The organism is Rhodococcus sp. OS5, assembly GCF_056837585.1.
On sequence record NZ_CM166368.1, the window covers coordinates 4,931,256 to 4,948,112 of the forward strand.

Genomic DNA, 16,857 nt, shown 5'->3' on the forward strand with positions numbered 1-16,857 from the left:
TGACGGTGCGGGGCTGCTTGTGCTGTGCGCCTTTATTAACCGCGGGGGGTTAATAAAGGCGCACAGTGGATTACTTGGCGTCCAGCAGATCGATCACGAAGACCAAGGTCTTGCCGGAAAGCTGGTGCCCTGCACCGGCGGGGCCGTATGCCAGCTCCGGCGGAATGGTGAGCTGACGGCGTCCGCCGACCTTCATGCCCGGGATGCCGTCCTGCCAGCCCTTGATCAGGCCACGAAGCGGGAACTGAATGGACTCGCCACGGCTCCAGGAAGAGTCGAACTCTTCGCCGGACTCGAACTCGACACCGACGTAGTGAACGTCGACGGTGCCACCGGGAACGGCTTCGGCGCCTTCTCCGACAACCAGATCCTTGATGACCAGATCGGTCGGCGCGGGGCCTTCCTGGAACTCGATTACGGGCTTGCTACTCATGGGTCCTCCTCGTTGAGGCGAAAATTGGGGGGCAGGGGCTAGCGGGTGGTGATGTCCCGATAGTCACGCTCGGTGTAGCCGGTGTAGATCTGGCGCGGGCGGCCGATCTTCGTAGCCGGATCCTCGTGCATTTCACGCCAGTGCGCAATCCAGCCGGGCAGACGGCCCATGGCGAACAGCACCGTGAACATGCGCGGCGGGAAGCCCATCGCGCGGTAGATGAGGCCGGTGTAGAAGTCGACGTTCGGGTAGAGCTTGCGCTCGATGAAGTAGTCGTCCGTGAGGGCGGCCTCTTCGAGTTGCATTGCGATGTTGAGCAGTTCGTCGTCGCCGCCGAGCTTGGCGAGGATGGTGTGCGCGGTTTCGCGGACCAGCGCAGCGCGCGGATCGTAGTTGCGGTAGACGCGGTGCCCGAAGCCCATGAGCTTCACGCCGTCTTCCTTGTTCTTGACCTTGCGGACGAACTCGGCTGCGGTGCTGCCGCTGGCCTTGATCTCGTCGAGCATCTCGAGCACTGCCTGGTTGGCGCCGCCGTGCAGCGGGCCCCACAGTGCGTTGATGCCGGCCGAGACGGAGGTGAACAGGTTGGCGTCCGACGAGCCGACCATACGCACGGTCGACGTGGAGCAGTTCTGCTCGTGGTCTGCGTGCAGGATCAGCAGCATGTCGAGTGCCTTGGCGACCTCGGGATCACCCTGGTACGGCTCGGCGGGGAAGCCGAACGTCATACGCATGAAGTTCTCGACCAGGTTCAACGAGTTGTCCGGGTACAGGAACGGCTGTCCGACGGACTTCTTGTACGCGTACGCAGCGATGGTCGGCAGCTTCGCGAGAAGACGGATGGTGGACAGTTCCACCTGCTCCGGATCCTCGGGATCGAGCGAATCCTGGTAGTACGCCGACAATGCGTTCACTGCGGACGAGAGAACCGGCATCGGGTGAGCGTTGCGCGGGAATCCGTCGAAGAACCGCTTGAGGTCCTCGTGAAGCAGGGTGTGTCGACGGATGCGGTCCGTGAAGGACTCGAGCTGGGCGTCGGTCGGCAGTTCGCCGTAGATCAGCAGGTAGCTGACCTCGATGAACGTCGACTTACCTGCCAACTGCTCGATGGGATATCCGCGGTAACGCAGGATTCCCTTCTCACCGTCGATGTAGGTGATTGCAGAACTGGTGGATGCAGTGTTCACAAAACCGGGGTCAAGGGTGGTGTACCCCGTTGTGGCCAGCAGCTTTCCCAGCTCGATGCCGTCATTGCCCTCTGTTGCCCTGGCAATGGACATCGTGTACTCACCACCGGGGTAAGTAAGCGTGGGCTTTGTGTCATTGTCAGCGGGCACGAAGGATCCCTCTCAAGCTCGAACCAACGAGTAACTACATGCGATCAACTAGAAACTAGTCGCACGGGAGAGATCGTGCCGAAGGAGGGTCGCTCCACGGCTATTTTTCGGGTACTCACGAACCCGACATACCCACCGAAACTGAAACATGTTCCAGTCTGGGCTTTCCCACTCGCGTGACCGGTACTCCAGTCTACGGAATCGCGCATTTACCCACACTGATCTGCAAATCTCGGCTGCAATTCGCAAATGGGAGCAACGTCGGACCTTCCGGACCACTGACACGGGGTACTGAAAACCGATCGTTATCGGCTGATGCCTACTTGGTGTTACACGATCCCACGGTATGAGAGCCGGATCACAGCGCCTTGATGCCCCAGCTACCCGTCCACGTCTGACCAGGATGAAGCACCAGGAGATCGATGCCCGAGTTGAAGGCGTCAGGCGGGCAGGTCATCGGCTCCAAAGCCAATGCGCGCCCACGGTCGGGATACCCCTTGTCGTTGGCGGGATCTGCGATGAAGGCCTGAATCCACGGGAACTCGCGGTTGGTCCACAGGGCAGTGCCCGTTCCATCCGGAGCCAGCAGCTCGTGTTGCGTGCGACCACTGCCGTCGACGACGTCCAATGCGCTGTACGGAGTGTCCAACTGCACCCCGGCAAGCAGTCTCGGTGTCCGGAAGTCGTAGTCCGTACCGGCGACTGCCTGCGAATACGCGTTCGGCAGCATCCTCGCCGGATCGATCGGCAACCGCGTGCCTGCTGCCAGATGCAGAGCACATTCGTCGAGCGGAAAGTCGCCGGCGCGAATGAAGGTGTGCATTCCGAGCCCGAACGGCGACGAGGTCGCACCCTTGTTCGTAGCCGTGTGCGTGACGGTCAGTCCGTCGGCACCGACCTCGTAGGCGACCGTCAGCTGCAACGGATAGGGCCAACCCTTGTGAAGTCCCACGTCGACCGACAGTTCGACGCGCTCGTACGTGTGGTCCACGAGGCTCCAATTGCGACGCCGGACGAACCCGTGGCTCGCGTTCCCCAGCGCAGGTTCGGTGATCTCGAGTTGATGCTCGATCCCGTCGAACATGAAGTGCCCGTCGCGAATTCGGTTGGGCCACGGCGCGAGAACCAATCCGGCCGACAGCGGTGGCTTCGATCCGAGTGCCCAGGTCTCGGTCAGCGCGCGCTGACCGTTCGGTCCTTCGTGATCGAGTAGCCGCAACCCGGCACCGGCCGCGGCGATCTCGGCTCGATAGCCTCCACCACGGATCTCGAACCCTCCCCTACCCGTGCTGTGCGGCGCAGTCATACGTACCAGTTTCCACCACGAGCGACCGGTTAACCAGGACGTCAGACGGCGCGTCCCACCTTGTAGCGAACGAATGCCGGAAATGCGAGGGCAGAAAGGACAACACCGACAATCACCAGGAAGCCGCCGCCCGCTGCCGCGACACCGGTCCCGAACAGGAAGGCTGCACCGCCGTGCAGCACGTCACCGATACGCGGACCACCTGCCACGACCACGATGAACACGCCCTGCAGTCGTCCGCGCATGTCGTCGGTTGCCACTTGCTGGAGCATCGTGCTGCGGAAAGCCGCCGAGACCATGTCGACGGCTCCGCCGAATGCCAGGAATGCGACCGCCACCCAGAGCAGAATCACACTGGAACCGGGACTCGCGAAGTACACGGCAACGCCGAAGCCGACCATGGACAGCCCCCACAGCGCGATGCAGACCAGAACGGCTCGCCCCTGGTACTGAACCCGTGGCAACCAACCCGAGAAGACTCCGCCCAGAACGGCTCCCACCGACATCGCCGCGAACAGCAGTCCCAGCGCAAAACCGCCGCTGGCGGGGTCACCGAAGGATTCGTGAGCGATCTCCGGGAACAGTGCTCGCGACATCCCGAACACCATCGCGATGATGTCCACCACGAACGACGCGAGCAGAACCTTCTGCGTCGCGAGATACGTGAAACCGCCGAGGACCTCGCTCAATCCGGCTCGCCGAGACGTTCCGGTCGGCGGAATCGCCGGGAGCTTCCATACCGCCCACAGTGTGGCGAGAAGAAAGATCGAGTCGAGCAGGTACAGCAGTTGCAGACCGGCCGACGGTATGAGGACACCCGCCAGTAGCGGGCCGGCTATCGCACCGAACTGCACGACAGTCATGTTCAGCGAGTTCGCGGCAGGTAACTGCCTGCCCGGAATCAACCGAGGGATGATCGCCGCTCGCGTCGGCTGGTTCACCGCGAAGAACGCCTGTTGAACCGAGAACAATCCGAGCACCAACCACACGTTGTTCACGTTCAGGGCAGCCTGGATCCAGAACAGTACCGACGTGACGCCGAGTCCGATCGAGGTGATCATCAACAGCCGTCGTCGATCCATGACGTCGGCCAGTGCGCCGCCCCACAGACCGAAAACGACCAGCGGGACCAGACCGAAGATTCCCGTCAGACCGACGTAGGCCGAGCTTCGGGTGATCTCGTACACCTGTTGCGGTACGGCGACCACGCTGAGCTGAGCGCCGATGACGGTGACGATGCCGGCCGTCCACAGCCGTCGATAGTCGCGATTCTCGAGCGGAGTCGTGTCCGCGAGTAGCCGGCTCACGGCTGGAGACGGACGGCGGACCACTGTCCGTCGACCAGGCTCGTGCGAACTCGATTGTGCATGCGGTTCGCGCGTCCTTGCCAGAACTCGACAGACTCGGGGCGAATCAGAATCCCGCCCCAGTTCGGTGGCACCGGAATCTCACCGTCCACGCCGAATCGAGCAGCGACCTCACGCAGTTGCTCGTCGAGATCGGCACGCGAGTCGATCGGACGAGACTGCGACGACGCCCACGCGCCGAGCTGTGAACCGCGAGGCCTGGTTCGCCAATACTCCTGCGTCAGTTGAGCACTCACCCGCTCGGTGGTGCCGCGGACGATCACCTGCCTGGCAAGGGTCAGCCACGTGAAGTTCGCCGACGCGTACGGGTGGGCGTCGAGGTGACGAGCCTTGTCGGATCCGTAGTTGGTGAAGAAGAGGACGCCGTCCTCGCTGAGCCCTTTGCAGAGCACGGTGCGCGACGCCGGACGGCCACCGTCGTCCACCGTCGACAGAGTCATGGCGTTGGGCTCCGGCGCGTCAGCTTCGACGGCGTCCACGAGCCATTGGCGCATGAGGGGCAGCCAACCGGTTTCGACAACCGAAGTATCCAATTCCGCACTCATGCGGTCCTCGACGGACTCCGATTCGCTGCCTGCTTGCGGATAGCCCACACGCATGGCCGCGAGTTCGTTGTCCACCGCCTGCGGGTCCTGACGTTCATTCGACACAGCCGAGAACGCTACTCCCGGGTACTCACTGGCCAACGGCTACGCGGCACGCGCTAAAGTTTGCCGTGGCTAGACCCGACCCGGACCGCGAGCCGCACCAGCGACAGCGCCGAATCGGGACGAGACGATTGCGCAGTACAAAACACGGTGCGTGCTCATCCCTGCGAGCACCGAGGCGCAGTCACTGAAGCTGAGGCAGTGCGACTGTAGACCTGGCGCACTCGAACGAGGAGAGTCCACGAGAATGGCAGCGAGCGCAGCAATACCGGACGATTTTGTGAGCGGACTCGAAGGCGTCGTCGCCTTCACCAGCGATATCGCAGAACCTGACAAGGACGGCGGCGCACTGCGCTACCGCGGAGTCGACATCGAAGACCTGGTCGGCCAGAGGGTCACCTTCGGCAACGTATGGGCCCTTCTCGTCGACGGCCGCTTCGGCCCCGGCCTCCCGCCGGCCGAGCCGTTCCCCCTCCCCATTCACACCGGCGACGTCCGTGTCGACGTTCAGGCCGGACTGGCGATGCTGGCTCCCATCTGGGGCTACCAGCCGCTCCTCGACATCGATGACGAGACCGCCCGCGACCAGCTCGCCCGCGCATCCGTCATGGCGCTGTCGTACGTCGCGCAGTCCGCTCGCGGCATCTACCAGCCGGCAGTCCCGCAGAGCCGCATCGACGAGGCCAAGACCGTCACCGAACGCTTCATGGTTCGCTGGAAGGGTGAGCCCGATCCGGCACACGTCGAGGCAATCGACGCGTACTGGGTCTCGGCAGCCGAGCACGGCATGAACGCCTCCACCTTCACGGCCCGCGTCATCGCCTCCACGGGCGCCGACGTCGCGGCTTCGCTTTCCGGCGCCATCGGCGCGATGTCCGGCCCGCTGCACGGCGGCGCACCGGCCCGAGTTCTTCCGATGATCGAAGAGACCGAGAAGACCGGCGACGCCCGCGCACTGGTCAAGGGAATCCTCGACCGCAAGGAAAAGCTCATGGGCTTCGGACACCGCGTCTACCGCGCCGAAGATCCCCGTGCACGCGTGCTCCGCGCCACGGCGAAGCGCCTCAACGCTCCCCGCTACGAGGCTGCCGCAGCTCTCGAGCAGGCTGCACTGGCAGAACTGCGTGAGCGTCGTCCCGATCGCGCGATCGAGACCAACGTCGAGTTCTGGGCCGCCGTCATCCTCGACTTCGCCGAGGTTCCCGCGCACATGATGCCCGCCATGTTCACCTGTGGCCGCACCGCCGGCTGGTGTGCACACATCCTCGAGCAGAAGCGTCTCGGTAAGCTGGTACGCCCGGCCGCCATCTACACCGGCCCGGCGCCCCGTACTCCGGAGTCGGTCGAGGGCTGGGACCAGATCAGCCACGCGTAGTACCCCGCTCGAATTCGCCAATCACGGTAGTACAGAACACAAGTGAAGGAACAGAAAGAAGCGATGACCTCCACACCGATCATCCCCGCCGACCTCAAGCCCGCCGACGGACGCTTCGGCTGCGGTCCTTCCAAGGTTCGCCCCGAGCAGCTGCAGTCCCTGGTCGAGGTGGGCGCTTCGGTGTTCGGCACCAGCCATCGCCAGAAGCCGGTCAAGAACGTTGTGGCCAGCATTCGTTCCGGCCTCGCCGATCTGTTCTCACTGCCCGAGGGCTACGAGGTCGTCCTCGGCAACGGCGGAACCACTGCGTTCTGGGATGCGGCCGCATTCGGCCTCATCCGCGAGAAGTCGCTGCACCTGACCAACGGCGAATTCAGCTCCAAGTTCGCTTCGGTCGCCAAGGCCAACCCGTTCATCGGTGACCCGATCGTCGTTTCCGCCGATCCGGGCAGCGCACCGGTGCCGGTCTCCGACCCTTCCGTCGATCTCATCGGCTGGGCGCACAACGAGACCTCCACCGGTGTGTCGATCCCCGTCTCGCGTCCCGCGGGTTCGGAGAACGCACTGATCGCCATCGACGCCACCTCGGGCGCCGGTGGACTTCCGGTCAATGTCGCCGATTCCGACGTCTACTACTTCGCTCCGCAGAAGTGCTTCGCTGCAGACGGCGGACTGTGGATCGCGCTGATGAGCCCGGCCGCCCTCGAGCGCGTCGCGGAGATCAAGGATTCGGGACGCTGGACGCCTGACTTCCTCTCGCTGCCCATCGCCGTGGACAACAGCTCCAAGGATCAGACGTACAACACCCCGGCCCTGGCCACCCTCTTGCTCTTCGCCAACCAGATCGAGTGGATGAACAGCAACGGCGGCCTCGACTGGACCACCGCTCGCACCGCGGATTCGTCCTCGCGCCTGTACAACTGGGCCGAGGCCAGTGACTTCGCAACGCCGTTCGTCGCTGATCCGGCACACCGCTCGCAGGTTGTCGGCACCATCGACTTCAACGACGACGTCGACGCTGCCGAGGTGGCAAAGATCCTGCGCGCCAACGGAATCGTCGATACCGAGCCGTACCGCAAGCTCGGCCGCAACCAGCTGCGCGTCGGCATGTTCCCGGCCATCGACCCCGATGACGTCACCGCTCTCACCAAGAGCATCGACTGGGTCGTTTCTCAGCTCGGCTGATTTTCACATTTGCTTCACCGCTCGGCCCCCGGCATGACGTCGGGGGCCGAGCGTCGTTTGCGCCAGACCTTGTGAGCTACCACACCGGTGGGCGGATCCGAGGTCATCTCGCCCTGCGTGTCCTGCCGAGTCCATGGTCACGAATGAATTACAGTTGAGCGCGGCGCAAAGTCGCGAGCCGGCGCGATAAGGAGGTCAATGTGCGAGAGCTTCGAGTGATCGGACTTGAACCCGATGGATCGCATGTGGTGTGCGCAGATGCTGAAACCGGCCAGAAATTCCGGCTTCCCGCCGATGACAAACTTCGTGCAGCTTCCCGCGGAGACGTGGCTCGACTCGGCCAGATTGAGATCGAAATGGAAAGCCAACTCCGTCCCCGCGAAATTCAGGCGCGCATTCGTTCCGGTGCTTCCGTAGAGCAGGTCGCCGAAGAAGCGAAGATCCCCATCAGCAAGGTCGAGCGCTTTGCGTACCCCGTTCTGCTCGAGCGCTCCCGCGCCGCGGAAATGGCGCAGGGCGGACACCCGGTGCGCGACAACGGTCCGACAGTTCCCACCCTCTCCGAAATCGTGACCCACGCATTCCGCGCCCGCGGCCACAGTATCGACGAGGCCACCTGGGATGCCTGGCGCGACGAGGACAATCAGTGGGTCGCGCAGTTGCAGTGGCAGGCCGGCCGCACCACCAACGCCGCGCACTGGCGCTACCAGCCCGACGCGCACGGCGGAACGATCGTCGCACTCGACGACGCGGCATTCGACTTGATCGATCCCGACTTCGGTCGCCCGCTCCGCGGCCTGGTACCGGTGGTCTCGAACGAGCCGCAGCAGCTCGAACTGTCCCGATTCGACGTCGAACCGGTGGCGGAGATCGAGCCCGAGCCCGCAGCAGTTTCCGAGCGGACAGCAGTTTCCGAGCGGACAGCAGTTTCCGAGCGCACAGTAGTCCCCGAGCGGACGGTGGTGGCGGAACGGATCGTGGCGCCCGAACCGATTGCTGTCGAGCCGGAAACCGTCGTCACCGAAGAGGTTCCCGAACCCGCACCGGATGTGACCCCGAAAACCGCTCCGCAGCAGACGCAGACCAAGGACAAGCGCGGACGGCCTGCTCTTCCCTCGTGGGACGACGTACTCCTCGGGGTCCGCAGCAGCGGTCGCTGACCCGAAGGAAAGTATTCTTCTTTCGAGCGAGGCTGAGGAGAGAGGGCTGCCGGTGGCTGCACGGGTATCGACGATCTGGTTTCTGGGCGGCGCAGACGCTCGCACCGAATTGAGCAGGTACCCACAGCCGGATCAGACCGAGGCCCTGAAAATCGCCATGTCGCTGTACCCGGACAAGGAGTTCGAGTCGCTCGGGCCTCAGCCGCTGTCGATGGCCGCGACGGTGAGCCCCGGCTACGTCTTCGTCGGCGCGTACGGTCGAGTGAGTGTCGTCTGCAGCTCCGAACTCAGCACCTTCGTCCCCTCGAAACTGCCTGATTCCTGGCACCTTTCGGCAGAGGGTGGCTCGACGCTGTTGATCAGCTCCGTCCCCGAAACCGCGCAGGGTTCGTTTGCACTGTGGGAGGACGGCGAGCTACGACGCTCGTTCAGTGCCATCCCGATCGACATCGTCGAAAATCTGGGGATCCCACAGACCTGGGAACTGGAATTCTGGGCCGGCAACCATCCCCTGCGTTACCCGCCCGGGATCCTGCCTGATCCGCAGTCACTTCCGTTCCACCCGCAACAGTTCGCGGAGTCCGCCAACCTCGAGTGGCTGGGATTTCGATACACCGGCGCGCCGCGAGAACACGAACTCGACACAACGCAGATTCTCCTGTGGGGCTTCAAGATTCACCGACCCGGCGAGGCACCCAAACCTGCACCCCCAGCCCCCGCGCCGATGCCCGAGCAGGCGCCGACAGAGGTACCCATGCCCGAAAACATGCCGCCGATCCACGACGCACAGGTGGCCAAGCCGCGCGGCCGCCTCGCTCGGTACTTCGGCTTCAAGTAGCGCCGAGCAGCCTCACAGGTTCACGCGGCTATCGCTGCGATCCACCCGAGCGGTACGCCGACTACCGCGCCGTAGACCACCCATCGCCAGACGGGGACGGCTCGCCAGCGCCAGACGGTCGGCGCAAGTCCGCCTACCGCAATGACATTGACGACAACCGCCAGGAGCACGTTCACGTTGCCCAGCGCGACACAGAACGCCGCGACGGCACTGGTCGAGAGCATGGCTGCGAACACCGACACCGCGATTCCGGTGAACCAGGGCGTGCGGTCCTGAGTCACCGGCCGGTCCTGACACGTTCGTAGAAGGCCATCGCCGCTGCGGTCGCGACGTTGAGCGAGTCGGTGCCGGGCGCCATGGGTATCTTGGCACGAATATCGGTGGCCCGCATCGCATGTTCGGTCAAACCTGGCCCCTCGGCGCCCAGCAGTAGCGCTACCTTCTCCCCCGTCATCGCTTCGGCCAAAGTGACCGCTTCCGGATTCGGAGTCAAGGAAATGAGCTGAAAATCGTTGCCACGCAGCTCATCCAAGTCGTGTGGCCACTTTGCCACATGCGCGAAGGGCACTCGCAGCACGTGCCCCATCGACACACGGACCGACCGCCGGTACAGCGGGTCGGCACAACCCTTCCCGAACAGAACTGCATCGACACCGAGCCCCGCCGCGTTGCGGAACATCGAGCCGAGATTCTCGTGATCGTTGACGCCTTCGAGAACCACGACGGTCTTCGCGTCCTTCAACACGTCCGAGACCGCGAGCGGTGCCGGGCGTGCTGCTGCAGCGAGGACGCCGCGGTTGAGGTGAAATCCGACGACCTCGGCCATCACTTCGGCGCTCGTACGGTAGAACGGCACGTCCACTCCGTCGAGATCGTCAGCGAGCTCCAGGAGCCGTCGTTCGACGCCGAGGAGACTGATCGGCTCGAACCGCGAAGTCAGCAGTCGCTGAGTGACGAACACTCCCTCGGCGATGACCAGTCCCTTGCCCTCCGGGAGGTCGGGGCGCCGATCCGAAGAGTTGAGATCGCGAAAGTCATCCAGCCGGGGGTCGGCGGGATCTGAGATGTCGATGACGTGAACCACGGGTCTATCGTGCCGTACGCACCGCGAGCCCCCACCACTACTCCCGACCTAACTGTAGGAGGAACGGACGTTGGTGACGCGGTGCCGGCGGTAAGCGGCGGGCGGTCGTCCTCCGCGTGCTGAATGCGGTCGGTGATAATTATAGTGAACGTTCCATACCTCGACGGCAATGCGCCGCTGGGCTTCGCTGATGTACTCACGGGAGTACAGCAGTTCTTCGGCGAGGATGCGGTTGTAGCGTTCGACCTTCCCGTTGTGTTTCGGTGTGTACGGCCTGATCCGGTAATGCCGAGCCTCGCGGAGTGAAGCGGTGAAATCTGCTGCGCGATAGCATGATCCGTTGTCGGTGATCACCCGTTCGATACGGGTGATGCCATGTGCAGCGAAGAAGTGTCGGGCGTTGTTCATGAAATCGATGGCTGTTGCGGCGGTTTCGTTATCGCGTGCCTCGGTGTATGCCAAACGGGTGTTGCCGTCGATCGCGGAATGCAGGTATGTGTAACCGATCCGGGGTTGCTTCGCTCGCGCCTTGCGTCGCTGGGATTGTTTGGCCTGTGCGGAGCCGCGGCCGTGAACGCGCCAACCACCACCGTCCGGGATTCGGCCGACTTTCTTGACGTCGACGTGCACCATCTGGCCTGGTCGTTTCGCGACGATGACCTGCGGTTTGCGATTGTTCTCGCCGTTCGGGTCGATGAACCGGCGACGGTGCAATCCCAGGTTCCGCAGAATTTTCGTGACTGTCCGGCGTGCGATGACCGTTCCATCCATTCGGAGTTCGAACGTGATGCGCGCGGCCGACCATTTCCGGGTTCGCCGCATCGCTTCGATCTCGGCCACAAGCCCTGCCGCCGTGGCGGCCGGTTGATGGTGTGGTGTGCTGGATCGATCCTGTAATCCCAGGTCACCGTATTTTCGGTACCGGTTGACCCATTTGGAGGCGCATTGTCGGGAGATGCCCATCTCGGCGGCGACGTGGGTGATCGGACGACTCTGGCACCGCTCGACGAGTCGTCGTCTTCCCTCGACAGTCAGCGGAGCATTACGGTGTGTCACAGGGCTGGTCCCTTTGCTGTTGATGGTCTGTTTCGCAACTTCCATCCTGCCGCGAAGGGCCAGCCCGTCTACTTCAATCCAGCGTCAGCAACGTCCATACCCACAACACCTAACGCAACAGCGTGACAAAATGCGCGTCGAGCACCTGGCTGATCACCTCTGGATTGGTTCGCTCGGGATTGTCGACGCCGTGCGACGCGAGCCCGTCGGCGAGCGCATGCAATCTCATCGCCTCGATGTCGACCGAGGCACCCGGCCGTAGAAAACCCGCTCGATGCGCCGCTTCCACGAACGAACGAAAGTGCTCGAACAAGGTCCGGTCTGTCTCGTCACGCACCGCCGTCAACGCCGAATCGGCCTGGGCGGCAGCAGCAAAGGCCTCCCAAACCTGCATTTCTTCACGCCGATCTTGGTCGAGGGGAACGAACTGATCGGTGAACTGACGGATCGCGCGGCGGATGTCGGGATCGAAGTCGATGCCGGCAATCCTTTGCTCCACCCGGACGGTCACGAGCGTCATCGCGAACAGCAAGAGTTCGGACTGCGTCGCGAAGAAGTGCCGTAGCGACCCCGTCGACATCTTCGCCTCGTCCGCGACCACCCGGACGCTGGCGCTCGCCACACCGTCTCGACGGATCACACGCCACACGGCCTCGGCGATCTCTTCACGCCGCTCATCCGGACTGCTACGTTTCACCACTTCACAAAACTAACACAGCTGTGCTAGTTTTCGATCACTAACACAGTCGTACTAGAAATGAGCTGATGTCATGATCGTCCACTTGATCATCGCGTGCGAAATCATGTTCTGGGTGTTCATCGCCGCAGGTCTCGCGGCCCGCTATCTACTGCGCCGCAAAACGCTGGGCGCCGCACTGCTCATCTGCGCGCCCCTGGTGGATGTCGTACTGCTCGTCGCCACAGCCCTCGATCTTCGTGGCGGTGGCGAGGCGAACTTCACCCATGGGCTTGCCGCGGCCTACATCGGATTCTCCGTCGCGTTCGGACACAGCCTCATCTCCTGGGCCGACGCCAGGTTCGCCTACCGATTCGCCGGCGGCCCGGCTCCCGTCGCACCACCCAAGTACGGGAGTGCGCGAGCACTGCGCGAATGGCGCGAGTTCGGCAAAGCCGCGATCGCCTGGGCCGTCGCGTGCGGACTTCTCGGCGCGGCCATCTTCCTCGTCGACGACCCCACCCGTACTGGAGCCCTCGACGGATGGATCAGCAAGCTGACAGTGGTACTCGCAATCTGGGGAGCAATCGCCCTGAGCTACACGGTGTTTCCCAAGCGTGAGAAGGTCACGGCGCGCGGCTAGCCTCGACTGCCTGTTCGGTCGCGTCGCATACGATCACCGGACGCAGGACGAAAACCGGCAGCCTGCCACCGTCTTCCGGTCGCGCAAGACGAAGTTTCAGCCCTTCGCTGCGTAGCAGGTACACCCCGGCCACAGTGCCCGAGACGAGCGAGATCACTCCGCCCACGATCAAGGGCGCACGTGGGTCCACGGAGTCGGCGAGCCAACCCAGCAACGGGCTTCCCAGCGGTGTGCCACCGAGGAAACTGAGCATGTAGATACCCATCACCCGCCCGCGCATCTCGGAAGGCACCGACATCTGCAGGATGTTCATCGCGGACGTCGTGAACGTCAACGTCAGTGCGCCCGTGGGGATCAACATCAGCGCCACCAACGCGTAGGTGGGCATCAATCCCACCGCGACCTCGAACACACCGAAAGCCACGGCGGCACCGAGGAACGTCCGCAACCGCGGCGCTTCCTTCCGTCTTGCGGCGTACGCAGCGCCGGCAAGGGTGCCCACGGCGAGCGTCGTGGACAGCAATCCGTAACCGTCGGCCTCGAGACCGAACGTGTTGCGCGCCATCACCGCCAGGCTGATCGCGAAGTTCAGGCCGAAGGTCGAGACCATGAAGACCGACACCATGATCACGCGAAGGTCCTTGCGGCCCCATACATATCGGAACCCGTCGCGCACCTGCCCCTTGGTGCGCGGGGCCGGTTCCGACGGGATCAACTCCTTCTTGTTCATCAGGTAGAGCGCGATGAGCACCCCACCGAATGTCGCGACGTTGAGCAGGAACACCCACCCTGTTCCGATCAGGTTGATCAGCACACCCGAGATGGCCGGACCGACGATGCGGGCCGTGTTGAACGTCATGGAGTTGAGCGCGATGGCGTTGGACAGGTGCTCCTTGCCCACCATTTCGATGGTGAACGATTGACGCACGGGTGCGTCGAGCGCCGAGACACAGCCGAGGGCAAAGGCAATCAGGAAGACATGCCACAACGCGACGAGCCCACCGACGTCCAGCAGGCCCAACACGAGTGCGCATACCGCACTCGCCCACTGCGTGAAGATCAGGATCCGACGCTTGTCGTACCGATCGGCCAGCACCCCACCCCACACCGACAAGAACAGCGTCGGGCCGAACTGCAAGGCCATGACGATGCCCACCGCCAGCGCGTTGCCGTCCGAGAGCGTCAGTACCAGCCAGTCCTGGGCGATGCGTTGCATCCACGTGCCGACCAGAGAAACGATCTGTCCGGAAGCCCAAAGGCGGTAGTTGCGGTTGTGGAGCGCGGCAAACATGCCGGAATCGGGGTCTCGGGGCACCCCACTATCTTGCCCCTCGAGTAATTCGTTTGGGCAACGACCTCTGGGTAGCGGAGCTACGCGACCTCTAACTCACGGAGCTACTCCGTCTTGTTGACCATCTCGGTGATGATCTCGACGGCACCGCGCAGCGTCGCGAGTTCTTCGCCACCCAGCCCGGCCAGCTGCTCGTTCATCCACGCCTCGCGCGCATGGGTTTCGTCCGCGAGCAACGCCTGCCCGGCGTCGGACAGATTCACGATGATCTGACGACCGTCCGTGGGATGCGGCGAGCGCTCGACCAGACCGAGCTCGGCGAGAGAAGCAACAACGCGCGTCATCGACGGCGGCTGCACTTTCTCACGTGCTGCGAGTACGCCAGGAGTCATCGGGCCGTACTGATCCAGGCTCGCCAAGGCGGACAGTTGCGTCAGCGATACCTGAGCGTCGACTCTGCGGCCGCGCAGATGCCTGGTGAGACGCACTACAGCCAGGGAAAGATCGCTGGCCAGCGCACGAGTTTCGGTGGTCACGCGTCAGACAATACGTCAAGAGCTGGCCGGTAGCTCACGTAATCGAATACCGGTCAACCCTGATTTCACGTAAGGGCGTCGGTAATGGGTCCGACAGTGAAGTAGGCCACAAAAAGTGCCGCCACGATCCAGAGCAACGGGTGGATCTTCTTGATACCACCGCTGGCAGCGTGCAGGACCACCCATGAAATGAAGCCGACGCCGATGCCGTTGGCGATCGAGTAGGTGAACGGCATGACGATCATGGTCAGGAACGCCGGGAGAGCAACCGAGAACTTGGTGAAATCGATGTCTCGGACCTGCCCGATCATCAGCGCACCGACGACGACGAGGGCAGGCGCAGCTGCCTCGATCGGCACGACGGAGTAGAGCGGCGTCAGGAACATCGCGACGAGGAAGAGCAGTCCGGTCACGACGTTTGCCAGGCCCGTGCGGGCGCCTTCGGCGATACCCGACGCGGATTCCACGAACACGGTGTTCGACGACGCCGAAGCGCCACCGCCCACGATCGCGCCCGCGCCTTCGACGACAAGCGCGCGACCGACGTTGGGGAGGTTTCCGTCCTTGTCGGTCAGGCCGGCTTCCTTACCGAGACCCGTCATCGTGCCCATGGCGTCGAAGAAATTCGCGAGCACGAGGGTGAAGACAAGCAGGCTGGCGGCCAGAACACCGATGCGGGTGAATGCGCCGAAGATGCTGACGTCGCCGACCAGGCTCAGATCAGGCATACCACCGAGCATCTCCGGGATCGCGGGGATGCTGAGGTTCCAGCCCTTGGGGTTGGTTCCGAGCGAGGGTCCGACGTCGGCAACTGCCTCGATGATCGCGGCGAGGATCGTCGTGACGACGATGCCGATCAGCAGTCCACCACGAACCTTGCGCACGACCAGAACACCCATGAGCAGCACACCGAAGATGAACACCACGGTCGGCCACGAAGCGATGGAGCCGTTGATTCCGAGTCCGACGGGAACCGTCGTACCGGCGGCATCGGGGATACGGCGGACGAATCCGGCGTCGACCAGTCCGATGAAGGCGATGAACATGCCGATACCGGCCGCGATCGCGGACTTCAATGCCGAGGGAATCGCATTGAACACCGCAGTTCGGAAACCGGTGAGTGCCAACAGAACGATGATCACACCGTCGATGACCACCAGGCCCATCGCCTCGGGCCAGGTGACCTGAGGTGCGATTGTGACGGCGAGCAGGCTGTTGATGCCGAGACCCGCGGCGATGGCAAACGGATAGTTGGCAACGACACCGAAGACGATGCTCATCAGGCCGGCAACCAGAGCGGTGACCGCAGCCACCTGGTTGACCGGAAGGATGTTGCCGAGAACGTCGGTCTTCGCTGCAGCGTCGTCAGCCGAGAAACTGCCGAGGATCAGGGGGTTGAGGACCACGATGTAGGCCATCGCCACGAAGGTGACGACACCGCCGCGAATCTCGGTCGAGATCGTCGACCCTCGTTCGCTGATCTTGAAATAGGTGTCGAGGATCTTGCCGGGTGCCGCCATGTTTGTTCTTTCCCCATCGCTGTAGGTCGCCGTGTGCCGGCGCACATGAAGCCGGTCGCACTAGGGAGAGTAGGCCACCGGGGTACGGGTAGCGTTAATTTTGTGACGGAGACTCGCAACACAACAGGCCTGATCGGCAAATTGTCCGCACCCGCGCCGGCACTGATCATCGGCACCGCGTTGTGGGTGATCGCCACGATCGTGGTCGCGGTGAGCGGCGATCGTTGGTCGGATGCACTCCCGATCTGTTACGCGGGTATCGGAGTCGGCTTCCTCGGCTTCGCTCTGTTCTCCATTCAACGACGCGCAGCTGTGCGCGGTGACAAGGGCGCACAGCAGGGCGCCGGTCTGGTCGACTGAGCAGGTCGATTCACCCTTTCAGTATGGTAAGCCTACCCTGCAC

The 16,857-nt window shown here is 63.4% G+C and carries 18 protein-coding genes; 6 read left to right on the top strand and 12 right to left on the bottom strand.

Translation table 11 applies throughout. The features are described from left to right. Positions 1–70 precede the first annotated feature (70 nt). From ACVZUB_RS22890 to pdxH, 5 genes are all read right to left on the bottom strand, one after another. Positions 71–433, bottom strand: a complete 363-nt coding sequence (locus ACVZUB_RS22890) for an FKBP-type peptidyl-prolyl cis-trans isomerase (protein WP_003940440.1) — start codon at positions 431–433, stop codon at positions 71–73. 38 nt (positions 434–471) lie between these two features. Further along, positions 472–1,770, bottom strand: a complete 1,299-nt coding sequence (locus tag ACVZUB_RS22895; RefSeq protein ID WP_020908786.1) for a citrate synthase — start codon at positions 1,768–1,770, stop codon at positions 472–474. Between the two features lie 358 nt (positions 1,771–2,128). Beyond that, complete coding sequence (locus ACVZUB_RS22900; protein WP_003939677.1) at positions 2,129–3,076, bottom strand: aldose 1-epimerase family protein; 948 nt, start codon at positions 3,074–3,076, stop codon at positions 2,129–2,131. A 41-nt stretch (positions 3,077–3,117) separates the two neighbouring features. Further along, positions 3,118–4,383 carry an MFS transporter gene (locus tag ACVZUB_RS22905; RefSeq protein ID WP_021332219.1) on the bottom strand — a complete coding sequence of 422 codons (1,266 nt, stop codon included), beginning with the start codon at positions 4,381–4,383 and terminating at the stop codon, positions 3,118–3,120. After that, positions 4,380–5,093: a pyridoxamine 5'-phosphate oxidase gene (gene pdxH, locus ACVZUB_RS22910; RefSeq protein ID WP_007733483.1), complete on the bottom strand. Its 714-nt coding sequence runs from the start codon at positions 5,091–5,093 to the stop codon at positions 4,380–4,382. The genes ACVZUB_RS22905 and pdxH overlap by 4 nt, the downstream gene beginning before the upstream one ends. A gap of 244 nt (positions 5,094–5,337) precedes the next feature. Between pdxH and ACVZUB_RS22915 the strand changes: the two genes are divergently transcribed. From ACVZUB_RS22915 to ACVZUB_RS22930, 4 genes are all read left to right on the top strand, one after another. Further along, positions 5,338–6,465, top strand: coding sequence for a citrate synthase 2 (locus ACVZUB_RS22915; RefSeq protein ID WP_003940025.1), 1,128 nt, complete (start codon positions 5,338–5,340; stop codon positions 6,463–6,465). A 63-nt stretch (positions 6,466–6,528) separates the two neighbouring features. Further along, complete coding sequence (gene serC, locus ACVZUB_RS22920; protein WP_482628548.1) at positions 6,529–7,650, top strand: phosphoserine transaminase; 1,122 nt, start codon at positions 6,529–6,531, stop codon at positions 7,648–7,650. A 200-nt stretch (positions 7,651–7,850) separates the two neighbouring features. Then, positions 7,851–8,810 carry a septation protein SepH gene (gene sepH / locus ACVZUB_RS22925; RefSeq protein ID WP_058037820.1) on the top strand — a complete coding sequence of 320 codons (960 nt, stop codon included), beginning with the start codon at positions 7,851–7,853 and terminating at the stop codon, positions 8,808–8,810. Positions 8,811–8,862: 52 nt separating this feature from the next. Then, positions 8,863–9,648 (top strand): DUF6928 family protein, encoded by a 786-nt coding sequence (locus tag ACVZUB_RS22930; protein WP_482627796.1) that lies wholly within the window; start codon positions 8,863–8,865, stop codon positions 9,646–9,648. 20 nt (positions 9,649–9,668) lie between these two features. Here ACVZUB_RS22930 and ACVZUB_RS22935 read toward each other — a convergent pair whose 3' ends face one another. The 4 genes from ACVZUB_RS22935 to ACVZUB_RS22950 form a co-directional block, all read right to left on the bottom strand. Continuing rightward, a complete protein-coding gene (locus ACVZUB_RS22935; RefSeq protein ID WP_003940569.1) occupies positions 9,669–9,929 on the bottom strand; it encodes a DUF2537 domain-containing protein in 261 nt (86 codons plus the stop codon). Beyond that, positions 9,926–10,732 (bottom strand): TrmH family RNA methyltransferase, encoded by an 807-nt coding sequence (locus ACVZUB_RS22940; protein ID WP_482627797.1) that lies wholly within the window; start codon positions 10,730–10,732, stop codon positions 9,926–9,928. The genes ACVZUB_RS22935 and ACVZUB_RS22940 overlap by 4 nt, the downstream gene beginning before the upstream one ends. 48 nt (positions 10,733–10,780) lie before the next feature. Continuing rightward, a complete protein-coding gene (locus tag ACVZUB_RS22945) occupies positions 10,781–11,788 on the bottom strand; it encodes an IS481 family transposase (protein WP_482627798.1) in 1,008 nt (335 codons plus the stop codon). 109 nt (positions 11,789–11,897) lie between these two features. Further along, on the bottom strand, positions 11,898–12,488 hold the full coding sequence (locus ACVZUB_RS22950) for a TetR/AcrR family transcriptional regulator (protein WP_482627799.1): 591 nt from the start codon (positions 12,486–12,488) through the stop codon (positions 11,898–11,900). Between the two features lie 70 nt (positions 12,489–12,558). Between ACVZUB_RS22950 and ACVZUB_RS22955 the strand changes: the two genes are divergently transcribed. Then, positions 12,559–13,107, top strand: a complete 549-nt coding sequence (locus ACVZUB_RS22955; protein ID WP_003940103.1) for a hypothetical protein — start codon at positions 12,559–12,561, stop codon at positions 13,105–13,107. On the opposite strand, the gene ACVZUB_RS22960 is transcribed toward ACVZUB_RS22955, so the two are convergent. The 3 genes from ACVZUB_RS22960 to ACVZUB_RS22970 all read right to left on the bottom strand — a co-directional run bounded on the left by ACVZUB_RS22960 (position 13,091) and on the right by ACVZUB_RS22970 (position 16,454). Continuing rightward, a complete protein-coding gene (locus tag ACVZUB_RS22960; RefSeq protein ID WP_007733487.1) occupies positions 13,091–14,398 on the bottom strand; it encodes an MFS transporter in 1,308 nt (435 codons plus the stop codon). The genes ACVZUB_RS22955 and ACVZUB_RS22960 overlap by 17 nt on opposite strands. 104 nt (positions 14,399–14,502) lie before the next feature. Continuing rightward, entirely contained in the window at positions 14,503–14,934 is a 432-nt protein-coding gene (locus ACVZUB_RS22965; protein ID WP_003939901.1) for a MarR family winged helix-turn-helix transcriptional regulator, read from the bottom strand. 65 nt (positions 14,935–14,999) lie between these two features. Further along, the gene (locus ACVZUB_RS22970) at positions 15,000–16,454 is read right to left on the bottom strand and encodes an NCS2 family permease (RefSeq protein WP_003940242.1); all 1,455 of its coding nucleotides are present in this window, start codon (positions 16,452–16,454) and stop codon (positions 15,000–15,002) included. A gap of 102 nt (positions 16,455–16,556) precedes the next feature. Between ACVZUB_RS22970 and ACVZUB_RS22975 the strand changes: the two genes are divergently transcribed. After that, positions 16,557–16,814, top strand: a complete 258-nt coding sequence (locus tag ACVZUB_RS22975) for a DUF2530 domain-containing protein (RefSeq protein WP_007733492.1) — start codon at positions 16,557–16,559, stop codon at positions 16,812–16,814. The last annotated feature ends 43 nt before the right edge of the window (positions 16,815–16,857 follow it).

Excerpts from the sequence above, each read along its gene's own strand:
- ACVZUB_RS22890 (WP_003940440.1), bottom strand. The coding sequence starts at position 433 with ATGAGTAGCAAGCCCGTAATCGAGTTCCAGGAAGGCCCCGCGCCGACC.
- ACVZUB_RS22900 (WP_003939677.1), bottom strand. The coding sequence starts at position 3,076 with ATGACTGCGCCGCACAGCACGGGTAGGGGAGGGTTCGAGATCCGTGGT.
- ACVZUB_RS22915 (WP_003940025.1), top strand. The coding sequence starts at position 5,338 with ATGGCAGCGAGCGCAGCAATACCGGACGATTTTGTGAGCGGACTCGAA.
- serC (WP_482628548.1), top strand. The coding sequence starts at position 6,529 with ATGACCTCCACACCGATCATCCCCGCCGACCTCAAGCCCGCCGACGGA.
- ACVZUB_RS22955 (WP_003940103.1), top strand. The coding sequence starts at position 12,559 with ATGATCGTCCACTTGATCATCGCGTGCGAAATCATGTTCTGGGTGTTC.
- ACVZUB_RS22960 (WP_007733487.1), bottom strand. The coding sequence starts at position 14,398 with ATGTTTGCCGCGCTCCACAACCGCAACTACCGCCTTTGGGCTTCCGGA.
- ACVZUB_RS22970 (WP_003940242.1), bottom strand. The coding sequence starts at position 16,454 with ATGGCGGCACCCGGCAAGATCCTCGACACCTATTTCAAGATCAGCGAA.